Consider the following 25392-nt stretch of genomic DNA (forward strand, 5'->3'; position numbering starts at 1 on the left):
GACGAGACCGGCATGGCGGCGTCGGCAAGGGCGCCGACCGGGGGCGGGGTCATGGGGGAGGCATCTTAGAGTCTGCCCGGAGCCTGCGCGGCCGGTGATTGGCGGGGCGGGGGCGGGCTACGCGAAGCCACGATCGGACACGCCTGCGCTTGCGGAGTTGACGACCCGGGAGGTTCCGCGCCGCAATCTCCGGGGAGTCATCACCGGGGATTTCGTGAGACCTCGACCGGGAGTTGTGCCAGGAGTTGCCGAATGGCAAGGCCGAGCGTCGGATGCGTCAGGTCCGGAGCAATCTCAGCAAGTGGCGCAAGGACGAAGCGGCGCTCATGAAGCCGAGGGTGGGGCATTCGAAGCTCGGGAAGCTCGATGATGACCGCAGTCGGGGCCGGCTGAGTGTGGGGCAATCGATCGGATGCGTGTGCCCCGTCGGGCGCGCCGGTGTCGCCTTCGGCCACGGTCTCCATCAGCAGCAGGTCGAGATCGATGGTGCGAGGTTCGTTGCGAAGTCCGGGTGATCGCTCTCGGCCAAGAGAGCGCTCGATGTCGAGGAGTGCATTGAGCAGAGTGACGGCGACCGCCGCGGGTGAGGCAACATCGCCGGGCGACTCATGGCCGGTGAGTGTCGCGCTGCCGCCATCACCCGTGACAAGCAGTTCCGCCGCCGCGTTCAGGTAGAGCCCCTGCACGGCGGGTCCGCCGACGGGTGTCGTCTCGTGAAGTGCGCTGCGGGCCACGACGCGCACGCCGGGCAGCCGATCGATCCGCTGGAGCGCGTCGGAGATCGAGGCGCGCCGATCGCCGAGGTTCGAGCCGAGTGCGATCCACGCGCGATACCGCGTGGCGCATCCGGCGGTCTGGCGACGGCCGTCGGCGCCGATCTCGCCCATCACACTCTCGCGGGATCGCGACCAGCCGCGGCCGGCGCGGCGCGCGGTCGAGCGAGCGCGGGGAAGTAGTCCTGCACGGCGCTCACATCCCAGCGCCCCTGCCGAAGCGCGGAGATCGCCTGCACCGCCGCTCGCATTCCGGCGATGGTGGTCACGATCGGAATTCCCGAGCGCACGGCACTGGCGCGGATGATGCCTTCGTCGGTGTTCCCGCCCTTGCGAGTGGGCGTGTTGAGGATGAGGTTGATCTCTCCGCTGCGGACCTTGTCGAGCACATTCGGGCGGGTGCCTTCGGAGATCTTCGCGATGACGGTTGTCTCGACGCCGAAGTTCTCGAGTTCGGCGTGGGTGCCGCTGGTCGCAAAGACCTTGAAGCCCATGCTCAGCAGCGAGCGCGCGACATCGACGACCTGGGCCTTGTCCTCGCTGCGGACCGAGAGGAAGACATTGCCGCTGGTTGGCAGGAAGACGCCGGTGGCGGCTTGCGCCTTCGCGAAGGCGACGGGCAATGATCGGTCGGCGCCCATCACCTCGCCCGTCGAGCGCATCTCGGGACCGAGGATGACATCGACGCCGGGGAACTTCGTGAAGGGGAAGACAGACTCCTTCACCGCGAAGAAGCCGGTCCCGGTGACTTCCTTCACGCCCAGTTCGTCGAGTGTCGCGCCCATCATCGCCTGCGCGGCCAATCGGGCAAAGGGCACGCCCTTCGCCTTGCTGATGAAGGGCGCGGTTCGACTGGCGCGAGGATTCACCTCGAGGATGTAGAGCGACTCGTCCTTCACGGCCATCTGCACATTCATCAGGCCGCGGACTCGCAGCTTGCGGGCGAGTTCCATCGCCTGCTCGCGAATGCGCTTCACCATGGCCGGTGGCAGCGAGTAGGGCGGCGTGGTGCAGGTCGAGTCGCCGGAGTGAATGCCTGCCTCCTCGATGTGCTCCATCACGCCGCAGACGACGGCGCGTGGCTTCGGCGAGCGCTGCGGCACGAGCGCGCTTCGAGTCCCCTCGTGCGGCTCAAAGTCGGCCACGACATCGACATCGACCTCGATCGCATCGGAGAGGAAGCGATCAATGAGCACCGGGGCGTCCTTGAGTTCGCTCACATTGACGGCGCTCGTCATGTAGCGGCGCAGCGAGGCCTCGTCGAAACAGGTCTCCATGCCGCGCCCGCCGAGGACATAGCTCGGACGCACCAGCACGGGGTAGCCGATGTCGCCCGCGATTCGGACCGCCTCATCGAGCGATCGTGCAATGCCCGCCTCGGGCTGGCGGAAGCCGACATCGTGGAGAAGGGCCTTGAAGCGATCGCGATCCTCCGCAAGGTCGATCGAATCGAGGCCGGTCCCAAGGAGCGGCACGCCCGCCTTCGCCAATCCATGCGCCAGATTGAGCGGCGTCTGCCCTCCGAACTGCACGATGCAACCGACGACTCGGCCCGGTCTGTCGCTCTTGCCTGGCCCACCGCCGTTGAGCCGCTCGACGACATTGAGAACATCTTCGAGCGTCAGCGGCTCGAAGAACAGCAGATCGCTCGTGTCGTAGTCGGTCGACACGGTCTCGGGATTCGAGTTGATCATCACGCTCTCGAAGCCCATGTCGCGGCAGGCGAAGGCCGCCTGGCAGCAGCAGTAGTCGAACTCGATGCCCTGACCGATCCGGTTGGGTCCGCCGCCGAGAATGACCACCTTCGGACGATCAGTGCGGCGCACTTCGTCGTCCGCAGCCGGGGTGCCGGGCGCCGCGTGCCCGCGGCCCTTGGACGAGGCGGAGCGTTCACTTCCAACCTCGGCGCCGGGAGCGAATGGACGCTCGTAGGTGCTGTAGTAGTAGGGCGTGACCGCTTCGAACTCTGCGGCGCAGGTGTCGACCAGCTTGTAGACCGGCTCGATGCCGAGCGCCTGGCGATGCGCGCGCACCCTCAAGATGGTGTCCGGCGTGATCTCGCCGAGGTAGAGGTTGGCAAGCTGGGCGTCGGAGTAGCCGAGCGCCTTCGCCTCGAAGAGCGTCTCCTTCGGCAGGTCCTCGAGTTTCGCATGACGCGTCAGCTCATCCTCGAACTCGACGAGTTGGGCCATCTGGTCGAGGAACCACGGATCCACGCCGGAAAGCTCGTGAATTCGCTCGATCGACCACCCCATCTTGAGGGCGTAGCGGATGTAGGAGAGGCGACCCTGACTCGGCACGCTGAGTTTGCGCACCAGCTTCGCCTCGGGAATCGGGAAGATCGGTTCGCCCTCGGGTGTCGCCGCAGCGCCGTCGCCGCTCGGGCGCCGCGCCTCGAGCCACTTGTCATGGCGATCGAGTCCGAAGCCGAAGCGCTTCACCTCCATGCTGCGGATGGCCTTCTGAAGCGCTTCCTTGAAGGTGCGCCCGATGCTCATCGCCTCGCCGACTGACTTCATCTGCGTTGTCAGCGTCTCGTCAGCCTCCGGGAACTTCTCGAAGGTCCAGCGCGGCATCTTGACCACGACATAGTCGATCGACGGCTCGAAGCAGGCGCTGGTGTTGCCGGTGATGTCGTTGCGAAGCTCGTCGAGCGTGTAGCCCACGGCGAGCTTGGCGGCGATCTTGGCGATGGGGAAGCCGGTGGCCTTCGAGGCCAGTGCCGAGCTTCGGCTCACGCGCGGGTTCATCTCCACCACCACCATCTCCCCATCCTTCGGGTTGATGGCGAACTGCACATTGGAGCCACCAGTCTCGACGCCGACGGCGCGCATGATCGCGAACGCCGCGTCGCGCATGCGCTGGTACTCCTTGTCCGTGAGCGTCATGATCGGCGCCACGGTGATCGAGTCGCCCGTGTGCACACCCATGGCGTCGATGTTCTCGATCCCGCAGACGATGATGCAGTTGTCGCGCTTGTCGCGGACGACCTCGAGCTCGTACTCCTTCCAGCCGAGCACGCTCTTGTCGATCAGCACCTGGCCGATCATGCTCGCGGCGATGCCGCGACGGACGATCTCCTCAAACTCCTCGAGGTTGTAGGCAATGCCTCCGCCGGTCCCGCCCAGCGTGAACGCGGGGCGGATGATGGCGGGAAGGCCGATCTCCTGGAGGAAGGCACGGGCATCGTCAAGGTTCGTGACCGTGCGCGAGGGCGGCTGCTTCAACCCCAGCCGTTCGACGATGGCGCGGAACTCCTCCCGATCCTCGGCGCGCTGGATGGCCGCGCGGTTTGCACCGATCAACTCGACGCCGAACTCCTTCAGCGTGCCTTCATCGTGCAATCGGCAGGCGCAGTTGAGCGCCGTCTGGCCGCCGAGCGTCGGCAGAAGCGCATCGATCGGCGTGCCGAGCGCCTGCTCCTTGGCGAGGATCTTGCGAACCGCCTCGGGGGTGATCGGCTCAATGTAAGTTCGATCGCTGAACCCGGGATCGGTCATGATCGTGGCCGGGTTCGAGTTGATGAGCACGACCCGGTAGCCCTCTTCGCGCAGTGCCTTGCACGCCTGGGTTCCGGAGTAGTCGAACTCGCAGCCCTGACCAATGACGATCGGGCCTGATCCGATGATGAGGATGGTGTGGATGTCGTCGCGTCGCGGCATGGAGCGATCCGCGACGGGGTCGGGCTGGCTCGGAAGGGCGGCGGACCCCCGCTCATGCCCGATCCGAGTCCTGTCCGCGCGAATCCTGCCCACTATACAGGGCCTTTGGTCGAAAGATGGGCCATGGTGTGCCGCCCGAGCAGGTTGGCCGAGATTCCAGCGAGTCAGACGCACGGATTCGGCCATTGGCGACGACAATCTCTGCGTAGAAACGAGGTGACCATGGTGAGCCGCATCGCAGGACCGTCGGTGTTCGCCTCGGGGACAAGCCCGCTGGCTGCCGCATGGCGACGGTTCGGCGTGTCGGCGGTTGTGATGGTCGCAGTAGTTCCCGCGTCGGCCGTCAGAGCGGCCTGGGCAGTCGAGATGGCGGAGAACTCCGCGGCTCGGCTGACCACGCTGACCGCGCCGACCACGCAGGCAGCGACGCCACCGAGTCCCGACCGAGCGCCAGCCAAGGCTCCCGGTTCTCCGAGCCCCGATGCGCCGACGACGCCCTCGCCCGATCGAACTGTTCCGGATCCTGCGGCTCAGCCGGCTGCGCCTGAAGATCGGTCTGCTCCGCCTTCAACCAGGTCCGTTCCCGCTTCTAGACCGGTGATCTGTGACATCGTGGTGCGGGGCTACGACCGTACCCGCCCCGCCGACGCCGTCGTCGAACCCGGGCCTGCGGTGATCTCAGGCGCGCTCGTCTATACGCGCGTCGATGTTGATCTCGACGAAGCACCCCTCGCGAGCGCCCTGAGTGCGCTCGCCCGGGCGGCGAAAGTGAACATTCTGCCGATCTTCAGACCGGCGCCCGATCGACCCGGGCTTGATCGCGCGGTAACCGTGTCACTCTCGCTCGACAATGTCACTGCGCTCGAAGCGCTCGAGTCAATCCTTCTGGCGGGCACTGGGCTCATCGATGCCACCTGGCAGATTCGTGGCAACATCATCGAGTGCGCCCCGAAGGTGATCCTCGCCGATTCGAGCCGGCGCGAGATCCGTACCCATGACATCAGCGACTTGCGCTTCGAGATTCCGAACTTCAGTCCAAGACTTCCGAAGGGAACCGATCGACGGAAGCCCAAGGAGGTCACCGCGGACTTCGTGCGGATGATCGTGACTCAGGTCGAGCCGGATGCGTGGCGCGAGCCCACCGGCGGCAGCGACGACCCTTCGTCCCTCGGCCAAGCAACCCCCTCCGGTGCCGCACCGACCCCTGCCCACAACCTCTTCACCGACGACACCGACGAACAGCGCAAGGAATTCTTTGTCCGGGGTCAATGGGCATCGCTTCACCTGAAGAACGACCGCTTGCTTGTGATCAACGCACCGGGCTTCATCCACCGCCAGCTCGAGGGAATGGGCCCGCTCGTACCCCCGGCGGCGAGTGCCGAGCCCCGCCGCAGGTGATGACCGCGGTGATTGCCCCCCGGGGGCGGGGAGCGCGATGAAGCAACGGCGCTCGCCACCTGAGCACCGAACACCCATCCGAACAACGGGAGGTCGGCCGCGGGCATGAAACAACGACGCCCGCCACCTGAGTGACGGGCGTCGTGTCATCTCTCTCCTGCTACCGGGGGCGAGCCCCGAGAAGGAAAACAGTCTCAATCAGTTGCGTCGACGGCGAGCCACGAGGCCAGCCAGGCCGACGAGCGCGAGGGCGCCCGGGGCCGGGATCACATTGTAGTCGTAGATCACCGAGATCGTGCCCTCGGCCTCGAAGTCGAAGATGTCGAGAATGGCGTTGCCACCACCGACGATGCCGAAGATTCCGGTGCCGCTGTAGTTGACATCGAAGGTCTGGCCGGCGCCGGTGTACAGCGGGAAGAAGATCGCGTTCGCTGTCGAGAAGCTGTCGAGGAAAATGCCCTTGATGGTGCCGAAGTCGTAGATGTCGCCATCGTTGAGCACGGGCGAATCAGCCGTCTCGAAGATGCCGCCGCCGAGGTTGAAGAGCAGGCCGTCGCTGGCGTTCGTGCTGCCCGAGACTCCAACGGTGATGACCTGCGGACCGGCGAAGCTCTCCGCGATCACGCTGGCGCGCATCGAAACATCGTAAATGAAGGTGATCGACTTCAGGACATGGAGGCCGCCGTTGTCATCGAACTTGTCGAGGGCAACGACTCCACCGAAGGGAACCGACGACGGGCCAAATGTAGCGCTGCTGATCTGGATGTCCGCTGACGCGGCTGCCGAGATCGCAAGCATCGAACCGAGGGCAAGAATCTTCTTCATGGGGGAACACTTTCTCCAGTTGTCCACGCACTTGCGTGGGGCTTTTCCTCTGCTGCGTACGGAAGGCGGTAACAACCGCCGACCCAACTGGCCGCTGCCTGATCGCAGCCGGACCAGAGCCGAGAGATTACTCTTTCGGCCCGCAATGGCAAGATCGGTGAGGAACTTTGTGCAAAAAGCACACTCGCTGCGGACAGCATGTTGACAATGCCCGGGCGGTGTCCTGCCGGATCAGGTGACCCGATCGGGTCGATGACCGAATGGCCACTTGTCCCCCGGAAGTTTCCGTGGGAATGCGATCAAGGTGCCGAAAAGCCGACCGTCTGAAGGTCAGCCTCGCGGTGCGTTCAGTGCATCGCGACGGGCCTGCTTCCGCTTGCCCTGGGCCTTCACATGGCCAAGGATGCGAGTTTCAAGGCCGCGCGTCTTGAGCCTTCGCGCCTTGACGGCAGAATCTGCGCCTTCCAGCGGCGAGCGGACCTTCCCACGGCCCTTGAGCCTGGGGAGCCGCGGCGCGAGCGAAGCGGTCGACGAACCGAGGTCGTTGCTGGGCAGGAGGACTGTCGCCGGGAGGTTCAAGCCACGCGCTGCCTTCCCCTTGGCGCGACCGGCCCGAGGGCTCTGAGAGTTCGACGCCTTGGTCCCCGCCGAGCTCTTGCCGCTGCCGGACGATGCCGACTGGCCAGCCCGGGCGCTTGCCTTGGTGCCCTTGGCGACACCCTTGGATGTGCCCTTGGACCGCGGGGCAACGGCTCCCTTCCCGGGGCGGGCTCCGCCGGAATCGTCGAGGGTCTCCCGGAGGGCATGGCGCGTGATGGCTCGGGTTCGTCGGTGCTTCATGGCCTTGCTCGCCGCGGCATCGCGCTCCGTTCGTGCCGCTGTCGGCTTCGCGCCGACGCGGGCGATCTGCTGTTCAACGCGCTCAAGCGCCTCGGCGAACGCCTGCCGCTTGGTGTCGCTTCGGCTGGCGGTCACAAGCGCCGCGCCGCCGCGCGCGGAGCGCTCCTTGCGACGCTGCGAGGTGGTCTGAGTGCGCCACTTGTCCCGCATGCCGCGAAGAAGCTTGCGGCGTCGCAGCAGCTCCGCTTCGCTGGCACCCTGGAGCGCCGCGAGCGTGCTCGACTCGAGCAGGCGGTACTCGGCCGAGGTGCAGAGGGACTTCACTCTTCGAAGGGGGATGGCAGCCATGACTTCTCCAGGCAGGCGTGATGATCGAATCGGTGCAGCCCTCGGCTTTCAGACTCCGTGGGCGGACACGGCAGAGGTGGATTGTGCAGTGCACCCCTGCCTTGCAGCGGACTGACTAATCTAGCACGAGCGCGACGATCGAGGCGCTGGGCAGCGAGGCGCAGGCCCCGTCGCCGTGCCTTGGAGCCATGCATGTTGCGAGGATCTCTCAAGCTCGGATCGCTCTTCGGCGTGCCGATCTTCATTCACTGGACCTTCCTCCTGCTGCTCGCGTGGTTCATGTCGGGGCCCCTGTTGGCGGGAGGGCCCGACGCCGTCGGCGCCAGCCTTCGCGTGGGGTTCTTTGTGCTGGCCATTTTCGGCTGCGTGCTGCTGCACGAGTTCGGCCATGTGCTTGCCGCCCGGGGCTTCGGCGTTCCGACGCGCGATGTCACACTGCTGCCCATCGGAGGCGTCGCGAGGCTGGAGCGCATGCCGGAGAAGCCGGCGCAGGAGCTCCTCGTGGCACTCGCGGGGCCGGCGGTGAATGTGGTCATCGCGGCGGTGCTGATTCCGTTGGTGCTCATCCTTGGAGGAGGCGCGGCGCTGGTTTCAGGCGAGGCCGGTGCCGAGGGCGCGGCGCGAAGCGATGTGGCCGGAGCGCTCCTGGGGCACCACGCGAACTTCCTTGCCGCGCTCGCGAAAGTGAATGTCCTGCTGGTCATCTTCAACATGATTCCCGCGCTGCCGATGGATGGCGGTCGCGTTCTGCGATCGCTGCTCGCGATGGTCACGGATCGAGCGCGGGCGACGGCAGTGTCGGCGGTGCTCGGGCAGCTTCTTGCGGTCGGGTTCGCGCTCCTCGGCGTTCTCTCGGGCAACATTCTGTTGATCGTGATTGCGGCGTTTGTCTTCCTCGGCGCGGGTGGTGAAGCGCAGGCGGAGCAGATCCGCTCCGCGCTCGTGGGATTGCCGGTTCGCGCGGCCATGATCACGCACTTCAAGTGCCTTCGAGCGTCGCAGCGACTCCGAGAGGCGGCTGGAGAGCTGCTTGCCGGAAGCCAGCAGGATTTCCCCGTGCTGCGTGATGACGCGATGGACCTCGACGCGACGGCGCTCGTGGGCGTGCTCACTCGATCGGATCTCGTGCGCGCCGTGGCCGCCGGACAGATGGACGATCGTGTTTCGACAGTGATGACGCCACTTGGGCCGTTCGCGCGCGAGGATGACGATCTGCGCGAGGTCTTGGAGCGAGCGCGACAGGGCGAGGGTGGCGTGCCACCCATCATCGGTGTGGTGCGCAGCGACCATGTCGGTGCACCTCTTCGCCTGGTCGGTTTGATCACGGCGGAGAATGTCACGGAACTCGTGATGCTCCGGCATGCCGCGATGGCCTCACGCCGATGAGTGGCGGCGGCACAACAACGACAGCCACGCCGATGGGACGAGTGGATCGTCGCGGGTGGGCGCCGCGCCTTCCGAGGCGCGGAGTGCGTCGCGTGGAGCGGTGGATTCAGACCTTCTTCGATTACCCGATCCGCGTGGTCCATCGACTTCACTTCGTCGGGTGGGAGCGCGTGCCGAGGGAGGTCGGGCCTGAGGGACTGATCATTGCGTCGAACCACACGGCCGAGGCCGATCCCGTCCTTCTTCAGACCCGCGTGGGTGCCACGATTCGCTGGATGATGGACCGAACGCAGATGACCCGCGCGGCCGCATGGCTCTGGCGTCAGCTCCAGATCATCCCCGTGGAGTTCAATCGACGCGATCGATCAGCGCTTCAGGATGGACTCGCGCACCTTCGGAGTGGTGGCGTGCTCGGCGTGTTTCCCGAGGGCGGCATCGAGGAGCCGCCGGAGCGCCTGCGCCCCTTTCAGCCGGGTGTCGGCGTACTGGCGGCGCGCAGTGGAGCGCCGGTGCTGCTCGTCTGGATGCACGGCACGCCTCGGGTTCGAGGTGTGCTTCGATCACTCTTCTCTCGGAGCCGAAGCGTGGTGCATGTGGTCGGGCTCTATCGATTCACCCGCGATGATGGGGATGGCGCGAGCGCCTCACCCGAACGAGGGGCCACGGATCCCGTGGTCGTGCGCATCGAGCCGCGCGGAATCGCGGAGTTCCTTCGACAGGAGCTCGCGAAGGTGAGCGGCTGGCCGATCGAGGCGGAGCCTCTGCCGCACTTGTTGCCGGCGGCGGCGAACCCCGAGAGAGCAGCGTCGTCACAGGCCGAGAGGCCATCGCCAGGCGATTGAAGGTCCAGCACCGAGCGAGGCGAAACACTCTTCCGCTCGCTGCGCGCGGTCACCCGTTGCGGCGCGACTCGAGGTCCTGCCAGCGATCAAAGAGCGCTCGCTCGTGCGCCTGCGCGCGATCGAGTTCTGCGCAGGCCTCGGCGAGCTTCGCGTGATCGGCGGTGACGGCGGGATTGCCGAGGCGCTGCTCCGCTCGAGTGACGGCCTCCTGCGCCGCGATGATGGCGGCTTCCATGCCGTCAAGCTCGCGCTGCTCGTTGTAGCTCAGCTTGCGACCGCTGCGACGGGGCGCCGAAACAGTGGATGACTCAGACGCACCGTCAGTCGGCGATTCGACCGCGGAGGATGGCACGCTGGGAGGTGACACCGGTTGAAGCGCCGACGCGCGGCTCGCCTCGGCGCGCCGTTCAAAGCGATGGAGCGCCGCGAGCGCCTGGACGAGATCGGTGACCACGGCGACTTCGCCACCGGGACCGCCGAGGACGACGATCTTCTGCGCCAGTCGTTCGAGCAGGGCCCGGTCATGGGTGACGAGGAGCACCGCACCCGGAAAGGAGGCGATCGTCTCCTCGAGCACCTCGAGTGTGGGAATGTCGAGATCGTTGGTCGGCTCGTCGAGCACGATCAAGTCCGCCGGGACGAGCATCATGCGCGCGAGTGAGACGCGCGCGAGCTCACCGCCTGAAAGTGATCGCAGCGGCTGGAGCAGTTGCTCATCGCGGAAGAGGAAGTGGCGGGCCCACGCCTTGACATGCATCGCGCGGTCGCGGAAGTAGATCACCTCTCCGCCGGGAGCGAGCGCATCGCGCAGGAGCATGTCCGGCGGCAGCACCTGTCGATGCTGTTCAAGCGTGGCCACGCGCGGCGGTGGATCGGCGAAGCGAATCGATCCGGAGTCAGGGGCGAGCAGACCCGTCAGCACACGGATGAGGGTGGTCTTGCCCGCACCGTTCGGGGCGAGCAGGCCAACTCGATCTCCGGGACCCAGTTCCAGATCGAGGTCGCGCAGGAGCGTGGCCTCGCTGAAGCCCTTGCTGATCTGCACCGCCTGCACCAGTCGGCGGGTCCGGCGGCCGCTCGAAGAGAAGTCGATTGATGGTCCCGAGGCGCGGGCTGCGGCGTTGCGTGCCGCGAGGTCGGCGAGGTCATCGCGGCGTTCAGCGCTCTCATCGATGCGCGAGCGGTTCTTCGTGCGCTGCGCCTCGACATTGCGATTGAGCCAGAGATCGTCGCGCCGGACCTCGTTGGCGAGCGCCGCGTGGGTGCGCTGCTGCGCATCGAGCGTTTCCCGCCGACGGCGCAGGAACTCGCGATAGTCACCACTCACGGAGAGCATGCCCCCGGCGAACGCGGGACTCACTTCGATCACGCGGGTGGCGACTCCGTCAATGAAAGCGCGGTCGTGCGAGATGAAGACGCACGCATTCGCACGAAGATCGCCACACCCGTGCACGAGCAGCGACTCGAGCCACTCCATGCCCGCGACATCGAGGTGGTTCGTCGGCTCATCGAGCAGAAGAAGATCGGGCGCCCCGTCGGCGCGGGCGAGCCCGCAGGCGATCGAGAGGCGCTTGCGCCAGCCACCGGAGAGAAGATCGACGGGTGTCTCCATCATCGACTCGGGGAATCCGACCTGCGCGAGGATCATGCGCCCGAGTACTTCCGCTTCGTGGAGATCGCCGTGGACTGAGGCGCTCTCTCGCGCGGCGAGCGCCGCCGCCGAGAGCGGTGTCGACTCGACCGGAAAGAGATCGACCTGCTCGACATGCACTCGACGCAGACCGCGCGGCACGATGACCTGCCCCGTGTCCGGTGTCTCGATGCCCGCCAGCATCCGCAGGAGCGTGCTCTTTCCTCCACCGTTCGGGCCGATGAGGGCCACGCGCTCGCCCTGGGCGACGAAGAACCCGAGCCCTCGAAAGAGCGTTCGGGCGGCGAGCGATCGCGAGAGATCGGTGGCGGTGAGCAGCATGCGGTGGCGCGCCGCATCGACCGTGGCGGCGACGGATGGCGCGCTTGGACAGGGTAGCGGGCGTCCGCGGGGAGTCTTCTTCCGTCTACGATCCGGTCCCGTGATCTCGCGACTTCGAGGCGAAGTGGTGCGTGTGGACGATGGCGTCGCGGAGATTCGCGCGGGGGACATCGTCTACGAGGTGATGATCCCTTCGGCCGATGAAGAGCGGCTTCGCGGCCAGGTGGGCGAGACGATCGAGTTTCACACGCTGCACTACCTTGAAGGTCAGGGCCAGGGGTCGAGTTACTGGCCGAAGCTGATCGGCTTCCGGACCTCGCTCGATCGTGAGTTCTTCGAGCTCTTTACGACGGTGAAGGGAATTGGCAATCGCAAGGCGCTTCGAGCGCTCCAGATGCCGTTCGGCATGGTGGCCGAGCTGATTGTGCGTCGCGATGTCTCGATGTTGACGACGCTGCCCGAGATCGGTCGCCGGACCGCGGAGGCGATCGTCGTTGAACTGAAGGGCAAGGCGGAGCGTTTCGCGTCGCTCGGTGTCGATGGTCCGGCGCCGGGTCAGGTGCAGAGTCAGGTGCAGAATCCGAAGTTGAACACCGCGCCAGGTGCGGCCGCGACATCGAGGTCCGCAGGTGGCGCGAAGCGGGCGGCTCCACAGGGGGCGGTGCGCTCCGCGGGGAGCGCCTTCACCGATGCGATTGAGATTCTGGTGCAACTGGGGGAGTCGAAGCCATCGGCGCGCCAACTTGTCGAGCGGGCGCTTGATCGCGAGCCTGAACTCGTGAGCGCCGACGCGATCGTGGCCGCCGCACTCCGTGGGCGGTGAGTCGCGGCGATCGGCTCGCTACGATCCGAAGCATGCGCTACGCCATGATCATGGCCGGCGGCTCGGGAACGCGCCTCTGGCCCCGTTCGCGCCGCTCGGAGCCCAAACAGTTGCTGCGGTTTGTTGGTGGAAAGTCGCTCCTCGAGATCGCGGGCGAGCGTCTGCACTCGGTGGTTCCGCAGGAGCGGCGCTTGGTCTGCGCGGCGGACGCCTATCGCGCGCGCATCCTTGCTGATCTCGCGTGGCTCTCGCCCTCGCGCTACCTCGGCGAGCCCGAGGGGCGCGACACGCTCAACGCGGTGGGTTTCGCGGCGGCGGTGCTGGCGAAGGAGGACCCTGAGGCGATCTTCGCGGTGCTGACGGCGGATCATGTCATCGAGCCGCAGGATGAGTTCGCGCGACGGCTTGACCTCGGCTTCCGGCTGGTCGAAGAGGAGTCGAGCCGCTTCGTCACCTTCGGCATCACACCGACCTTCCCGGCCACGGGCTATGGCTATGTGGAGCGCGGCGCGCCGATCCCGGGATCGGACGCGGCCAGCGACAACGGAGCTCCAGTCGTGGCCGACGCCACCAGCGGAAGCCGAGCCGCGGCAGGTGCGTTCCGCGCGAAGCGCTTCGTCGAGAAGCCCGATCGCGCGCGGGCGGAGGAGTACCTCGCGAGCGGCGACTTCTTCTGGAACAGCGGCATGTTCATCTTCCACGCTCGGAGCGTGCTCAAGGCCATCGAGTGGTTTGCGCCGGAGTCGGCCCGCGGACTGCACGAGATCGCGGGCGCATGGGGAAGTTCGGCACAGGAAGCGACAGTGGCGTCGGTCTACCCTCGCCTGCCGCGCATCAGCATCGACTATGGAGTCATGGAGCCGGCGTCAAAGGACCCGCGCATCTCGATCGTGGTGGTGCCCATGAATGTCCGGTGGATGGATGTCGGGAGTTGGCCGAGTTTCGCGGAGACGCTGGCAGCGGATGAGCAGGGGCACCGCGCTTCGAACGCGCGCGTGGTCCACCTCGGCTCCCATCGCGTGCTGGCCGTGAGTGACGATCCCAACCACATCATCGCCACCGTTGGGTGTGATGACCTGATCGTGGTCCGGACAAAGGATGCGACACTCATCTGTCGAGCAGACCAGGCCGAGAAGGTGAAGGAGATCGCAAGTCTCGTCCCGCGCGAAGTGCAGTGAGCGCATGAACGGTCGTGGCAGCGCCCCTCGGGCGGAGTCCGCACCATGTGTTCAGGGCCCGGGCTCGCGTCGCAGAAAGTCCTCGAGAATGGCGGCGGCGGCGAGGGCGTCTCGAAGCGCCTTCTTCTGGCCGTGCGTGCGCCCGCTTCGGGCCATGCGCGCGTCGGCTTCGCTGCTGGTGAGGCGCTCATCCTGAAGGTGAACCGGGAGAGAGAACTTCGCGGCGAGGTCCCGCGCGAGTTCCTGAATCGACTTCGCCGCAGGTCCCTCGCTTCCATCCATATTGAGCGGGAGTCCGACCACCAGTGCGTCGGGGGCGTGTTCGCACAGGAGTGTGGCGAGCGCATGAAGGAGCGGCGGCCCGATCGGCGCTTGGAGCACGGTCAGCGGTTGGACCAGCCGCACGACATCGTCACCGGCCGCCACGCCAGTGCGCTTCGCTCCGATGTCGAGGGCCAGGTAGCGCATGATTGGCAGCGGATCACCGTTTCCCGAGGGCGACGGCGCACTCCGCGCTCACCGGGACGGAGGTGCCTTCGTTCGGGGTCCGCCGGGGTGGGCGCCGGGGTCGATCGGAGTCTGATCGCCGCAGGCCGCACGGTCGAGGTACCAGCGCATCTCGCCCGCAACGGGATGAATGCCCTTGATGGGCAGCGCGTGGTAGTCATCGCTGCCCGTGGCGACGCGCGAGATCATTGATGCCTTGTTCGCGCCGACCACCAGCACGGCGATGAAGCGAGCCGCGTTCAGCAGCGGATATGTCATGGTGACGCGGGGCGGTGGCGTGACCGTAGGACCATCGCAGATGCCGACCCACCGTTCGCGTTCATTCAATACTTCGGTCTCCGGAAAGAGACTCGCCGTGTGCCCGTTGTCACCCATGCCGAGCAGCACGAAGTCGAGTCGATCCTGCCCTCGCTCGCGCCATCCCAGCGCCTCGCGAAGGGAGCGCTCGTAGCGCGCGGCGGCGTCCTCTTCCATGGCCAGCATTGGATGGACCTGGTCCGCGGGAATGTCCGAGTGTTCCACGATGATCTCGTGAATGTGACGATAGTTGCTCTTCTCATCTTCGAATGGAACGCGCCGCTCGTCGACGATCCAGAGGTGCGTGCGACGCCACGGCATGGAGCGGTAGTTCGGGTCGGTCATCAGCCGCTCGTAGAACGGCAACGGCGTTCCACCGCCGGAGAGCGCCAGGTGGAAGTCACCGAGCTGGCGCACACAGTTGAGGGCGTGCGCGATCAAGTCGCCCGCGAGGCGTTCATGCAGGCGCTCCGGTGTGTTGGCGGCGAAGACGCCACCGGGAAGCGCCGGCGTGATGATCGGCGGATCCTCGGCAATCCGGATTGGATCGGGGACGGACGCGTCCATTGCTCGAATGCTACCGCGACCTGCTCAAGGGAAGTCCCGTGCGGCGAACTACTTCCGGTCCATGATGACGCGCCAGGTTCCGCCATCATCGATGGCTCGCCAGAGCGGAGCCGCGAGCCGATCCTTGTAGCCGCGGGCCTTCACCTGAAGCAGGAGCGTCTCTGAACTGGGCAGGCGAAGCTCGGGGGTGAACCCGTCGGCGTCGGTGGTGACCTCAAAGGCATGGGGACTCTCGGGGAGTCCATTCCTCAGGCGACCGAAGGTGACGGTGGCGCCAGAGATCGGGCGCCGCTTCTGGTCGAGAACGCGCATGCGCTGCGCCTTCCATTCAAGCGGCTGGATCCGCAACTCCACCGACGAGGTCTGGGCACCATTGAGGTCCACGAAGACATCGTCATGATTCGCCAGGCGAGCCGTGTACCGGTTGCGAAAGCCCGACCAGGAGTCGAGGACGGCGCGGCCGGTGGCGTCGGTGAAGACGCGCTGCAATGGAGGAAACCCCCACTCTGGCTCATCGCCGGGAAGGGGCAGGTAAAGGAAGGTCGACCCCAGCACCTCGCACCCCGCCACCGGTCTCCCCGAGTGATCGACGACGAAGACTTCAACCATGCCGCGCCGAAGCGGGCGCATGACCACGGGCACCTCGATCTTCGGCATCAGGTCATCCCAGAGCAGGATGCGCTGCCACGGCGCATCGGGATCGGGTTCGCTCGAGGCGTCCGCGCGGAGGGCCATGGCCGTCGGCATTCGACGAAAGACACCGACGGCGGTCGGCTCATACCCCTGTCTGAGGAAGGTCAGGTTGGTCGGGTTCGGTGGAATCGGCACCGTGGCTGTGCCGGTGAAGTCACTCTCGTGAGGCGGTCGTCGCGAAGGCAGCGGAGAGAAGATTGAGACGCTGTGGCGATAGATGCGCACTCCCTCGAGCGGGAGTTGTGAATCGGTGTCAGCCACCTGGAAGGGAATGGGCTTTGCGCACCCTGATGCTGCGACTGTGGCGAGAAGCACTCCGATCACCGCGGCGACGCGAATGAGGCGAGCGGAGTCCCAACCCCAACCTGGCAGTCGGAGCTTGCGCATGCAAGTCGCAGGAACGGCACGATCCATCGGAAGGTTGTATCACCTTCGCCGGGTGAAGTTCACTGGATGCCCGACGCCCCGGCTTCAAGCGCCTTGCCCGTGGGCACGGGGAGTGGATTGAGGTCATAGCCCGCTTCGACCAAGGTCCGTTCGAGCCGTTTGTAGGCCGCGAAGGCATCGTCCCAGACGCCGACCTCGAGCCGGTGCGTCGACGGCGCCGTTCCGCGAAGAAGCTCAGGAAGCGCCATGAGCGCCTGCTCGTTGGTCTCGATGGCGAAGATGTGGCGGCCGCCAGGGCGAATGGTCGTCTCGCCGGGTACCGGCTCGGCTCGCTCGACCCCCTGCGCGGAGACGAGGAGCAGCACGGGGCGCCGTTCATCCTGCCTGAAGCGGCTCAGTCGCACGAATGATGACGATTGCCCGAGCGCGGCGGTGCGGCGCTCGACCTCCTGGCGCCGCGCTTCGAGACCGCGGGTTCTCGCGTCGGTCTCGCGCGTCAACCGTCGTGTGTCTCGCAGCGCGTCAGCCGCTTCCGCGGTCGCCTGAAGTGTTCGAGCCAACGCGTCACGCACCTCCTGGAGCTCCGCTTCAAGGGCGACCATGCGCGCGACGAGCTCGGGGTCACCCTGCGGCGGCAACTGTTCCAGCTCCGACTCAAGCGCGGCGAGACGCTCGAGCAACTCGGCCACCTGAGCCGCCTCCGAGCTTGGCACACGCGGCGTGGCCGGCGCCGGTGGCTTGGGCGGCGCAGCGAAGAGCACCACCATGAGCGCGATGAACATGATGACGCCAAGCGTGTTCGCCATCGCGTCGAGGAAGAGGTCGAAGGCATCCTCGACCATGTCCCAGCGGCGCCCTGCGGCGCGTCGTCGTCGTCGCGTCATGGCAGCGGCTCCAGCTTCGGCGGATCGAAGAAGCCACCCTCGGCGGCATCCCAGAGTTGCCAGCCGACCTCCCAGCCGAGCGTGAAGGCGTTGTCGCGAAGCGAGAGCCCCTCTTCGAGGGCGTCCTGTCGAATGACCACGATCAACTGGTGGGTCTGCGGGGAGCGAGTCCCGAGCAGACGCAAGAGCGACTCGATCGATGGCGCCCGGCCTCGCTCCTCGGAGATGAGCGTCATGGTGCCGTGCTCATCGAAGCCTCCGAGTGCAAGACCATCGGGTCGTGCCTCAACAAGGAGAGGCGTCTTCTCGTAGCGCTCACCGGGAAGGAAGCGCACGCGAGTTCGGCGCGATTCGCGATCGAGGCGCTCGAGCGCAACTTCGAGCGACGCGGCGGCCACGGTCTCGGCGCGGTGGGCCGCATCGAGCTCCTGGTTCGCTCGCTCGCGCGCCTCCTCGACACGGACCAGGCGGGCGCGCGCCTCGTTTTCCACCTGGGAGAGTGCGGCAAGCTGCGCCTCGAGGGCCTCGATCGTCGAGCGCTCGACCACAGGAGTCGCTCGCCGCGTCGCGATCTGCGCCTCAAGTTCCGCGACGGCCTGCTGTGCAATCTCGCGCGCCATGGTTGGCGCGTCCACTTCATCGTCGAGCTTGGGAGCCGGCGGGACCTCAGGCGCCTGCGGCGCGGGCTGCTCGCGGAGGATCTCGTCGGCGAGAGGTTCGAGCGCGAGCAACAGCGTGATCAGGATCATGACTCCGGTGACGGCGGCCATGATGTCCTGAAATGAGAAGAGCGAGATGGGCGGCGATTGATTCGCGGCGGCGCGGCGCGACATGGGCAATCACAGGTCGGTGAGCTTCAGCCGGCTGATGACATGGTCATTGCAATACTGTGTGCAGCCGTCGAGGAGATCCTCTTCGCGACGATAGACGAAGGTGGTGATGAGCTGAATGGCAACCGCGACGAGCAGCGCGACGAGAGTCGTCTCGAAGGCGGTGCGCAGGCCGAGGACGACGGGTGTCAGGCGATCGCGAAGCGATGCGGCATCGGCCCCCTCCGGCCTCTCAAGGACCCCTTGGAAGCTACCGATCGCCTCGGAGAGTCCGATGACCGTGCCGATGAAGCCGAGCACGGGAATCACCCAGATGAGCGCGCGGATGGAGGTGTAGCTCGACTGCACGGCGCTGGCATCCGCGTCGGCCTGACTCTCCAGCACGGCGCCGACATCGCGCACCTCACCGATGTTGCCGAGATTGGAGAGCGCCATGTTCAGCCGATTGAAGAGCAGGAACTCACGCGGGCGGTCGCATCGAGCTCGAATCGACTGGAGTACTTCCTGGGCCGTCGCCGGACTCAGAACGAAGTCGGCGCGGTTGGGGAAGAGATCTTCAAGCTTCAGCGCTCGCTCCTGAATGCGCGTCTTGTTGAGCTTGTTGGCGAGCATCAGGACGCACCAGAGGCCAAGGAACATCACGACGCCGTTGGTCCAGCTCTGAAACATGACGCGCGTGAGAGGCCATTCGGGAACCATGCTCAGCCCCCAGAGGCCGAGCGAGGTCAGGAGGGCCGACACCGTGAACCAGAGCGCTCCGCTCGGCCGCGTGTATCGACCAGTGGAGAAGCCAATCCACGACTCGATGTCACCGCTTGAAGCGTCAAGTCGTCGGCCGTCATCGTGGTCGCTCCACTCCCCGTCGAGCCGATCCGTGAGATTCTCCGAGGTGATCGAGCTCGTGCCGGACGGCGGCGAGACCTCGCCGCGGCGTGGCGTGCGAGGTTCCGTGGGCGGCATGTCGAAGGGGTCATCGCGATCGGTCATCAGGTGTCTCCGGTCGATCGAGGCATGGCCGTTCGCGGGGCTGGCACGGCCGCCAAGAGCGCGGCGAGTGCCGCAGTTGAAGTGATCAGAAGCATGACGACTCGTGCCGAGAGCATCGCGTCGCTTCGAGTTGCTCCCCCGAGCAGCGCAAGACAGTGCACGAGCCCGGTCAGGGTGGCGAGGATGACCGCGGTTGCACCAAGTGTTCGCCGGCGCTGTAGAGCGCGGCGGTCGCCCGTGTCAGCGTGCAGCGCGATGACGACGATGGCGAGCGGCGCGAGGGCGGCGCAGATGAGACCGAGACTCGTGAGGACGGTGCCCCCGGAGAACGAGGTGAGCAGCAGGGTCATCGCCCCTATCGACAGCGCCGCCGCAGCCATGCCGAGCGTCCACCACGGCATCCATGGTGCCCGTCGCCATGCACCGGGACCGGCCAGCTCGGCGGCAGGCCCGATCAGCATCATGGCCATGACGACCAGCATCACAGCTCCGCGCGGGGCGGACAGCGCCCAGATCGCGGCGGCGAGCATGGTCAGCGCGGCTCCGGAAACGGCCATCCTTCGCCCGGTTCGATCGAACGACGCTCGAACGAGCAGCGGCACCGCGATGATGGCCACGGCGCCGCCAAGGATTGATGCCGCGTCGCCACTCCACCACCAGATGAGCGAGCCTGCGCGACGCCCTTCGGGCAGAATGAGCGCGGCGATGCACGCGACGCCAGCAATCACCAGCAGGGAGTGGGTGCGGTCAAGGTTTGTAGGCCCGCGAGCTGAGGACGACGGCACCGCACGCGGAGGGTCGGTCGTGCCGCGCCCCATGGGAACCGACGCATTCAACGCGGTGGTCCCTGGTCGGAGGGCGCTGAAGGCGCGGGGTTCGCCGAGGCGGAGGGCATCTGCGAGAGAGATCGCTGGAAGAGCAGCGTGCCCGAGGGGAGATCGCCAAGCGACTTGAGCGAGAGCTCCGGAAGCAGGGCCGCATTGACGGAGCCGACTTCGGTAATCGCCATCGCGCCGCTGCGGCTCACCACCGCGAAGAGCGGGCCCGGTGCGAGACGCTCACCGGGCTGAAGCGTTGCTGACTCCGCAGTGCGGAGAAGGATGCCCACTGGTTCGAAGGCCTCAAGGAGGTTCTGTTCAGCCTGCCGAGTCTCCTGGTGCCAGCGTTCGCGCCACCGATCCGACTCGATGATCCGCGGCAGCGCCGCGGCTGCCTCCCGCGAACGATCGCGCGCGTCGGAGATGCGCGGATCAAGCCACGATGCGTTGGCGGGCTGGAAGGTCACCAATCGACGCTCCGCCTCGTCGATGCTTCCCGCGAGACCCGGGAGCGCACGGGAGACTTGTCGCAGCAGTCCCACCAGTAACTCGGTTCGGACCAGGGCGTCGATGTCCGTGCTGTCACGAACGCGCCCCATGACCGTGAAGGCGCCATCAAAACCCCCGAACGCGCCGGCCCGAAGATCGGCTCGATACTGCGTCGCGAAGCGCCGCTGCGGGCTGTCACCATCGAAGACGATGTCGCGCGGATTGATTCGAAGGAACTCGGTCTCAAAGAGACCGCGCGCCGGATCTCGAAGACCGCGAACGACTCGGTAGACGCGATGATCTTCGGTGGCCGGCGTCGGCGGACTCTGCTCCTCGTAGTAGTAGCGCTCGCCGTTGCGAAGCTCGACCATGCGCAATGCGAAGAGTGGACTTCCATCGAGCACGCCGGAGAACCATCGTCTCCAGTCCCCCTGCGGATTGAGCCATTGCAGGGCGCCCTCCGCAGCGGACGCATGGGCGGACTGGGGATGGGCGTCGATGTAGGCGCGCAAGCGGCGTCGCGCTTCGGCGCGTTCATCTTCGCCACCGGTCCGCAGGAGACCTCGTGCCGAGGCGGCGGCGGCAGGCCACGCCATCGCCGCCTCCCACATGCGACGGTCCATCGACGCCACTCGGAATCCATCGGCGTGAACCGAATCGGGGAAGCGCTCGCTGAACCGGTCCATCGCCATGGCCAGTTCGGAGGGTCGATCAACCAGCGGGCGAAGCTGTTCGAGTGCCTGTGACTCCTCGGCAAGGCGCCTCGCGAGAGCGACCTGCTCCTTCGCCACTCGTTCGATGGTGTCGAGGCGCAGACGAACAGGCCCCGTTCGCGCCCGCGCTGCCATGGAGAGTTCTGGCAACGACTCGATGGCCTCGACCCTCGCGAGGAGTTGCGCGACCCGAGTGGCAACTGTCTCGGGCGACTGCGGCGCCGAACTGGCGAGAAGATCGACTTCGCGCTCGAGCTGCGTGAGCGACTCCGCAAACGCAGCGTCAGCCTGACGGCGGCGCTCGACCATGGCCCTTGCCCGCATCAACTGCCACTGCTCGAGTGCGGCCCGATGCTCCGGCGTGCGCGACAGTTGCTCCAGTGTCTCGACTCGTCGCAGATCGGCATCAGGTGAGGCGGGATCACCAAGGGCTTCCAACTGCTGAGCAAAGGCTTCGTCGCGCCGCACGATGGCGGCGGCGGCGGCGGCAATGCGGGCCGACGCGACCTGGAGCGAAGGATGATCGGCGAGCGTCGGCTCACTCTCCCGCTTCTCCGCAAGCACGCGCCGGGCTCCATCGAGGTCATCCTGGGAGAGCCGCTCGCCCACGGTCAGCAGCAGCTTCTCTCCCGCAATGTTGCGCGCGTGTCGATCAAGCATCGTCTTGGCGGCGAGGCCGAGGAAGGCGGCGAGGAAGAGTCCGGCGGCGATGAGCAGCGTGCGCCGTCGCGCCCGCGCGCGTCGCAACGCGCCGATTCGCCGCCTCGCTGCGGTTCCGAGCGCGGTGGATGGCGGTTCGGGACCGGCCGACACTCGTGCGTAGAGCGAGGACAGTTCATCGAGCGTGATGGTGGGAGACTCGACTGCGGCCGCAAGCTCGGCGAGGCGGTTCCGGTGCTCAACGAGGCGCTGCGCCGTTTCCTGGCGCTCGTGGATCCACTCAAGCACGGGTTGAAGGCTCTGTGTGAGATCCTGAGGCAACTCCACGCCACTGTCAGCGAGGAAGGCTCGAAGCGCTTCCCACTCGCGCAGGTGACCCTGCGCGGCATCGATCGACTCCGCCATGTACTCCTGATGCAGACGATCGACAACGATGCGGGCTCGTTCAAGGGCGGAACGCCCCGAAAGCTCTCGGATGCGGCGACGCAAGATGACCGCGGTCTCATGGGCTGGCGCCTGAAGCCACTCGCCGGCCTCGATCCACGCCACGACGCTCTCGACGCGATCGAGTTCCCACAGGGCGAGCGCCCGTTCGCACGCCTCGTTGGCCTCGCGAAGTGCAGCCTGCTCAAGTGCCGGCGCCAGTTCAAGCCAGGTTGGATTGATTGGATCGACGGCACGCAATCGCCGAAGCTGATCGAGGCGCTCGGTCGCCGGCGCACGACCAAGATTGAGCTTGCGCCAGCGCGCGAGCAAGTCTCGCAAGGGCTCGAGTTGCACGAAGCACTCGCGCAGTCGATCAAGCGACTGCACCGGCAATTCCGGCGGCTGAGGGAGGCCCTCCCGCTTACAGAAGTTCCTCCAGATCGACATCGCCGGATCGCGCGCTGATTCGGCAACCTCGAAGACCGAAGGCGACGCCTCGGCGAGCGCCATGGCCTCAGTGCGGAGACCGCGCCTCGCCCACTCCCCTGCGCGCTCGATGCGACGAATGCAATCTTCCACCACTTCGCACCAGCGCTGCGCCAAGGCCTGAAGTTCAGCACCGCTCGCCGTGCGTCCCTGGGCGTAGGTTCTCAGCCGTGCGGTGAAGTCGGCGATGTTCATCGAGAGCGCCCCCCCCGATCAACCTTCAGCGAGGGCTTGATGAGAAGCACCGGGCGCTGAAGGAGGGAGTTCTCCACGACGATCACGGGCATGATGGACGGTCGCTGCGCGATCTCGTTCGTCATGCGTCGTCGGAGACCTTCCAACTCGCTCTCCTTCTCACGGATCTTCGCATCATGGAACTCATGCTCCTCAGCGAGGGTCAAGGCATCTCGGTCGCGACGCAGCCGCGCGAGCTCACGCTCAGTCGCCTCCACCTGGGCGCGAAGGGGCGAGATGAAGAGAACCACCACGACTCCGCGTGTCCTGTCGAGACTCGCGCTGAGCTGTCCGCCAGCGTGGGACGCGGTCGCTTGCGTGGGGTCGGTTGAGGTCGGAGAGGTGGTCCATCCCGGCGCGGGCTCAAGACGCAGCGTCAGTTCGGGCGATGGCGGGTCCAGCAGCACGGTGGCCTCGGTCCCGCGGTGAAGTTCGAGAGAGAGCGTGCGCGGGCTGGCGGAGAGCCGTTGGATCGAACCGTCGGAGAGGGTGACCACGATGGTCATGACCGAGATTGCGGTGTCAGCCTGACTCAGCCATCGCTCGTGCGTGCGTGGCGCGTTGGTGCCATCCCATTGGATGAAGAGTTGGGCATCCACTGGCACGATGGTGGCCATCGCGCGCGGCTGATCCGGTGGCCCCGCGGCGATCAGGATGATCGAGTGAGGTTCTGTCCCCCGCTGTGTCGAGACGGCGGAGAGTTCGCGCGGCAACTCGATGGCCATCGACTGGATGGGCGCACGGAGCGTCACGAGGAGTTGGCGATCGGCCTCGATCGATCCGAGGATTGGCGAGACTCGACGCTGGAAGCGCTCGAAGGGAATCACCACCTCGGCACCGGTCACGGGAGTGGTCGCCGGTGGAACGGCTGGTGGTCGCGCGGACGGCGGCGGTGTCGACTCAGGGGGGCCGGACTGCCCCGCGAGTTCACCCGAGGGCGCTGCTGGACCATTCGGTGATGGTGGTGCCGTGGTCGAAGCCGGCGCGTCGGTGCGACCATCACCTTCGCGTGAAACCGCGCGCGCCTGGTTGTCGGCGGCACTCTCTGGTGGCCGGGCCTTGGCCAACATCTCCTGTGTGAGCCGCTCGATCGTCTTCGTCGCCTGCGTGGAGTCGTCACGAGCCTTGGCAAGATCGACCTCGAGCATCCTGGCCCGCGCCTCTTCGGAGTGAAGGGCGCGCTCTCCATCGCGGAGGGCCTGCGTCAATGCTTCGATCTCCCGACGAGCGGCCTGAAGGTCGAGGCGAGCGCTGTTCAACTCGGCGGCGAGGGGTTCGGAGCCGAAGGGCTTCCATGAGCGATCGATCGCGAGGGCGGCTGCGGCGGTGAGGAGCGCAACGACCGCCACCAACGCGATGGTCTGCGCGACTCGCGCCGAAGACCTTCGGGGTGAGACGGCCGCGATCGCAGGCCTCGGCTCGTTGACGCGCGCTCCGGGCGCCGCCACGGCAAGGTTCGGCGCGGAGTCTTGCACCATCCCCTGCCCCGGCGACTCTGATGACCGCGCGCGCTGCGCCCGCTCGGCCACGCGCTGCGCCTTCGTTTCTTCAACCAGATCACTCCACCACGCGGCGTGACCCTCGCGCGCGAGCTCCGCGTAGCGCCCATGGCCTGCACGCAGGCCCTTCACTCGAGTTTCGCGAAGATCAAGGAAGAGACCGTTGGCGCGGCGCGACGCCTCGAGCGCGGCTGGCGTTCCCTCAAGGCAGAAGCGCCACGCGCAGTGCACTCCGGCGATGGCGCTCTGGAAGTGCGTCGAGAAGGTGACGCGCCAGCGATCCTCTGGCGGCATGAGTGCGAGCGCTTCGTCGATGAGTTCGAGTGGATCGCACTCGGGACCGTAGATCACCGCCGACAGGCGCGAGGCATCGAGCAGGAAGCGATTCACCAACTCACCCGCCCAGCCCGCATCACCGCAGGCCCGCTCCCATGCCTCAGAGCGGCGCGGCGACACCGATGGACTCTTCGGAAGCGTGCGCGGCTCGGGAATCCAGCGAGGCGGACCCTCGAAGCGATCGACCACCACGCCGGGCTGACGAAGGATCCACGCGGGGCCCGCGTGCGTGAGTTCGGCGCTTGACAGCACCAGAAAGTGCGCCAGCTTGTTCGCTCGCCCGCTCGCATCGGGGAGCGCCGGGCGCACGGACATCAGCACATGCTGGGAGTGACCGCCGATCTCCAGTCTGAGGTGAGAGAACGATGGTTCGGCATGAAGGGAATCGCCGTGCGGTCGATAGCCGCCCAGCGTTTCGAGGCGCTCCTCAAGGATCGTCGGCATGCCCGTGGTCATGGCCACGGTGCAGAACCCCCCCGACTCCTGGCGGAGGCCGCGAGAGGCCGAGGTATGGATCAGTTCGAACGCCATG

The 25392-nt window shown here is 66.6% G+C and carries 19 protein-coding genes; 5 read left to right on the top strand and 14 right to left on the bottom strand.

From position 1 onward, the window contains the following. Positions 1-200: 200 nt before the first annotated feature. On the bottom strand, positions 201-887 hold the full coding sequence (locus KF724_12630; protein MBX3356534.1) for a 2-amino-4-hydroxy-6-hydroxymethyldihydropteridine diphosphokinase: 687 nt from the start codon (positions 885-887) through the stop codon (positions 201-203). Then, positions 887-4435, bottom strand: a complete 3549-nt coding sequence (gene carB, locus KF724_12635; GenBank protein ID MBX3356535.1) for a carbamoyl-phosphate synthase large subunit — start codon at positions 4433-4435, stop codon at positions 887-889. Before carB ends, KF724_12630 begins: the two co-directional genes overlap by 1 nt. 222 nt (positions 4436-4657) lie before the next feature. Between carB and KF724_12640 the strand changes: the two genes are divergently transcribed. Next, on the top strand, positions 4658-5833 hold the full coding sequence (locus tag KF724_12640) for a hypothetical protein (GenBank protein MBX3356536.1): 1176 nt from the start codon (positions 4658-4660) through the stop codon (positions 5831-5833). A gap of 198 nt (positions 5834-6031) precedes the next feature. Here the strand turns inward: KF724_12640 and KF724_12645 are convergent, their stop codons facing one another. Continuing rightward, positions 6032-6658 carry a choice-of-anchor E domain-containing protein gene (locus KF724_12645; GenBank protein ID MBX3356537.1) on the bottom strand — a complete coding sequence of 209 codons (627 nt, stop codon included), beginning with the start codon at positions 6656-6658 and terminating at the stop codon, positions 6032-6034. A gap of 330 nt (positions 6659-6988) precedes the next feature. Continuing rightward, positions 6989-7846 carry a hypothetical protein gene (locus KF724_12650; protein MBX3356538.1) on the bottom strand — a complete coding sequence of 286 codons (858 nt, stop codon included), beginning with the start codon at positions 7844-7846 and terminating at the stop codon, positions 6989-6991. A 192-nt stretch (positions 7847-8038) separates the two neighbouring features. On the opposite strand from KF724_12650, the gene KF724_12655 reads away from it, so the two are divergent. Then, the gene (locus KF724_12655) at positions 8039-9232 is read left to right on the top strand and encodes a site-2 protease family protein (GenBank protein MBX3356539.1); all 1194 of its coding nucleotides are present in this window, start codon (positions 8039-8041) and stop codon (positions 9230-9232) included. A gap of 32 nt (positions 9233-9264) precedes the next feature. Beyond that, complete coding sequence (locus KF724_12660) at positions 9265-10074, top strand: 1-acyl-sn-glycerol-3-phosphate acyltransferase (GenBank protein MBX3356540.1); 810 nt, start codon at positions 9265-9267, stop codon at positions 10072-10074. Between the two features lie 49 nt (positions 10075-10123). On the opposite strand, the gene KF724_12665 is transcribed toward KF724_12660, so the two are convergent. Next, positions 10124-12046, bottom strand: coding sequence for an ABC-F family ATP-binding cassette domain-containing protein (locus KF724_12665; protein ID MBX3356541.1), 1923 nt, complete (start codon positions 12044-12046; stop codon positions 10124-10126). 100 nt (positions 12047-12146) lie between these two features. Between KF724_12665 and KF724_12670 the strand changes: the two genes are divergently transcribed. Further along, positions 12147-12869 carry a hypothetical protein gene (locus KF724_12670; protein ID MBX3356542.1) on the top strand — a complete coding sequence of 241 codons (723 nt, stop codon included), beginning with the start codon at positions 12147-12149 and terminating at the stop codon, positions 12867-12869. Positions 12870-12901: 32 nt separating this feature from the next. After that, on the top strand, positions 12902-14047 hold the full coding sequence (locus KF724_12675) for an NTP transferase domain-containing protein (protein ID MBX3356543.1): 1146 nt from the start codon (positions 12902-12904) through the stop codon (positions 14045-14047). A 51-nt stretch (positions 14048-14098) separates the two neighbouring features. On the opposite strand, the gene ruvX is transcribed toward KF724_12675, so the two are convergent. The 9 genes from ruvX to KF724_12720 form a co-directional block, all read right to left on the bottom strand. Continuing rightward, positions 14099-14515 carry a Holliday junction resolvase RuvX gene (ruvX, locus tag KF724_12680; protein MBX3356544.1) on the bottom strand — a complete coding sequence of 139 codons (417 nt, stop codon included), beginning with the start codon at positions 14513-14515 and terminating at the stop codon, positions 14099-14101. A 48-nt stretch (positions 14516-14563) separates the two neighbouring features. Then, positions 14564-15418, bottom strand: coding sequence for a 6-phosphogluconolactonase (pgl, locus tag KF724_12685; GenBank protein MBX3356545.1), 855 nt, complete (start codon positions 15416-15418; stop codon positions 14564-14566). Positions 15419-15466: 48 nt separating this feature from the next. Next, a complete protein-coding gene (locus KF724_12690; protein MBX3356546.1) occupies positions 15467-16498 on the bottom strand; it encodes a carboxypeptidase regulatory-like domain-containing protein in 1032 nt (343 codons plus the stop codon). A gap of 59 nt (positions 16499-16557) precedes the next feature. Then, entirely contained in the window at positions 16558-17382 is an 825-nt protein-coding gene (locus KF724_12695) for a hypothetical protein (GenBank protein MBX3356547.1), read from the bottom strand. Further along, positions 17379-18215, bottom strand: a complete 837-nt coding sequence (locus KF724_12700) for a hypothetical protein (GenBank protein MBX3356548.1) — start codon at positions 18213-18215, stop codon at positions 17379-17381. The genes KF724_12695 and KF724_12700 overlap by 4 nt, the downstream gene beginning before the upstream one ends. A gap of 6 nt (positions 18216-18221) precedes the next feature. Further along, entirely contained in the window at positions 18222-19199 is a 978-nt protein-coding gene (locus tag KF724_12705) for a MotA/TolQ/ExbB proton channel family protein (GenBank protein MBX3356549.1), read from the bottom strand. Continuing rightward, a complete protein-coding gene (locus KF724_12710) occupies positions 19199-19927 on the bottom strand; it encodes a hypothetical protein (GenBank protein ID MBX3356550.1) in 729 nt (242 codons plus the stop codon). The genes KF724_12705 and KF724_12710 overlap by 1 nt, the downstream gene beginning before the upstream one ends. 104 nt (positions 19928-20031) lie before the next feature. Further along, positions 20032-22986: a hypothetical protein gene (locus KF724_12715; GenBank protein ID MBX3356551.1), complete on the bottom strand. Its 2955-nt coding sequence runs from the start codon at positions 22984-22986 to the stop codon at positions 20032-20034. Continuing rightward, positions 22983-25391, bottom strand: a complete 2409-nt coding sequence (locus KF724_12720; protein MBX3356552.1) for a hypothetical protein — start codon at positions 25389-25391, stop codon at positions 22983-22985. The genes KF724_12715 and KF724_12720 overlap by 4 nt, the downstream gene beginning before the upstream one ends. Position 25392 lies beyond the last annotated feature (1 nt).

It is taken from the genome of Phycisphaeraceae bacterium, from assembly GCA_019636735.1.
Classification (GTDB): domain Bacteria; phylum Planctomycetota; class Phycisphaerae; order Phycisphaerales; family SM1A02; genus VGXK01.

Bases quoted from the DNA above. Each gene is read 5' to 3' on its own strand.
- KF724_12640 (MBX3356536.1), top strand. From the start codon at position 4,658: ATGGTGAGCCGCATCGCAGGACCGTCGGTGTTCGCCTCGGGGACAAGC.
- carB (MBX3356535.1), bottom strand. From the start codon at position 4,435: ATGCCGCGACGCGACGACATCCACACCATCCTCATCATCGGATCAGGC.
- ruvX (MBX3356544.1), bottom strand. From the start codon at position 14,515: ATGCGCTACCTGGCCCTCGACATCGGAGCGAAGCGCACTGGCGTGGCG.
- KF724_12690 (MBX3356546.1), bottom strand. From the start codon at position 16,498: ATGCGCAAGCTCCGACTGCCAGGTTGGGGTTGGGACTCCGCTCGCCTC.
- KF724_12655 (MBX3356539.1), top strand. From the start codon at position 8,039: ATGTTGCGAGGATCTCTCAAGCTCGGATCGCTCTTCGGCGTGCCGATC.
- KF724_12700 (MBX3356548.1), bottom strand. From the start codon at position 18,215: ATGTCGCGCCGCGCCGCCGCGAATCAATCGCCGCCCATCTCGCTCTTC.
- KF724_12705 (MBX3356549.1), bottom strand. From the start codon at position 19,199: ATGACCGATCGCGATGACCCCTTCGACATGCCGCCCACGGAACCTCGC.
- KF724_12630 (MBX3356534.1), bottom strand. From the start codon at position 887: ATGGGCGAGATCGGCGCCGACGGCCGTCGCCAGACCGCCGGATGCGCC.
- pgl (MBX3356545.1), bottom strand. From the start codon at position 15,418: ATGGACGCGTCCGTCCCCGATCCAATCCGGATTGCCGAGGATCCGCCG.
- KF724_12720 (MBX3356552.1), bottom strand. From the start codon at position 25,391: ATGGCGTTCGAACTGATCCATACCTCGGCCTCTCGCGGCCTCCGCCAG.
- KF724_12695 (MBX3356547.1), bottom strand. From the start codon at position 17,382: ATGACGCGACGACGACGACGCGCCGCAGGGCGCCGCTGGGACATGGTC.
- KF724_12675 (MBX3356543.1), top strand. From the start codon at position 12,902: ATGCGCTACGCCATGATCATGGCCGGCGGCTCGGGAACGCGCCTCTGG.
- KF724_12665 (MBX3356541.1), bottom strand. From the start codon at position 12,046: ATGCTGCTCACCGCCACCGATCTCTCGCGATCGCTCGCCGCCCGAACG.
- KF724_12650 (MBX3356538.1), bottom strand. From the start codon at position 7,846: ATGGCTGCCATCCCCCTTCGAAGAGTGAAGTCCCTCTGCACCTCGGCC.
- KF724_12645 (MBX3356537.1), bottom strand. From the start codon at position 6,658: ATGAAGAAGATTCTTGCCCTCGGTTCGATGCTTGCGATCTCGGCAGCC.
- KF724_12660 (MBX3356540.1), top strand. From the start codon at position 9,265: ATGGGACGAGTGGATCGTCGCGGGTGGGCGCCGCGCCTTCCGAGGCGC.
- KF724_12715 (MBX3356551.1), bottom strand. From the start codon at position 22,986: ATGAACATCGCCGACTTCACCGCACGGCTGAGAACCTACGCCCAGGGA.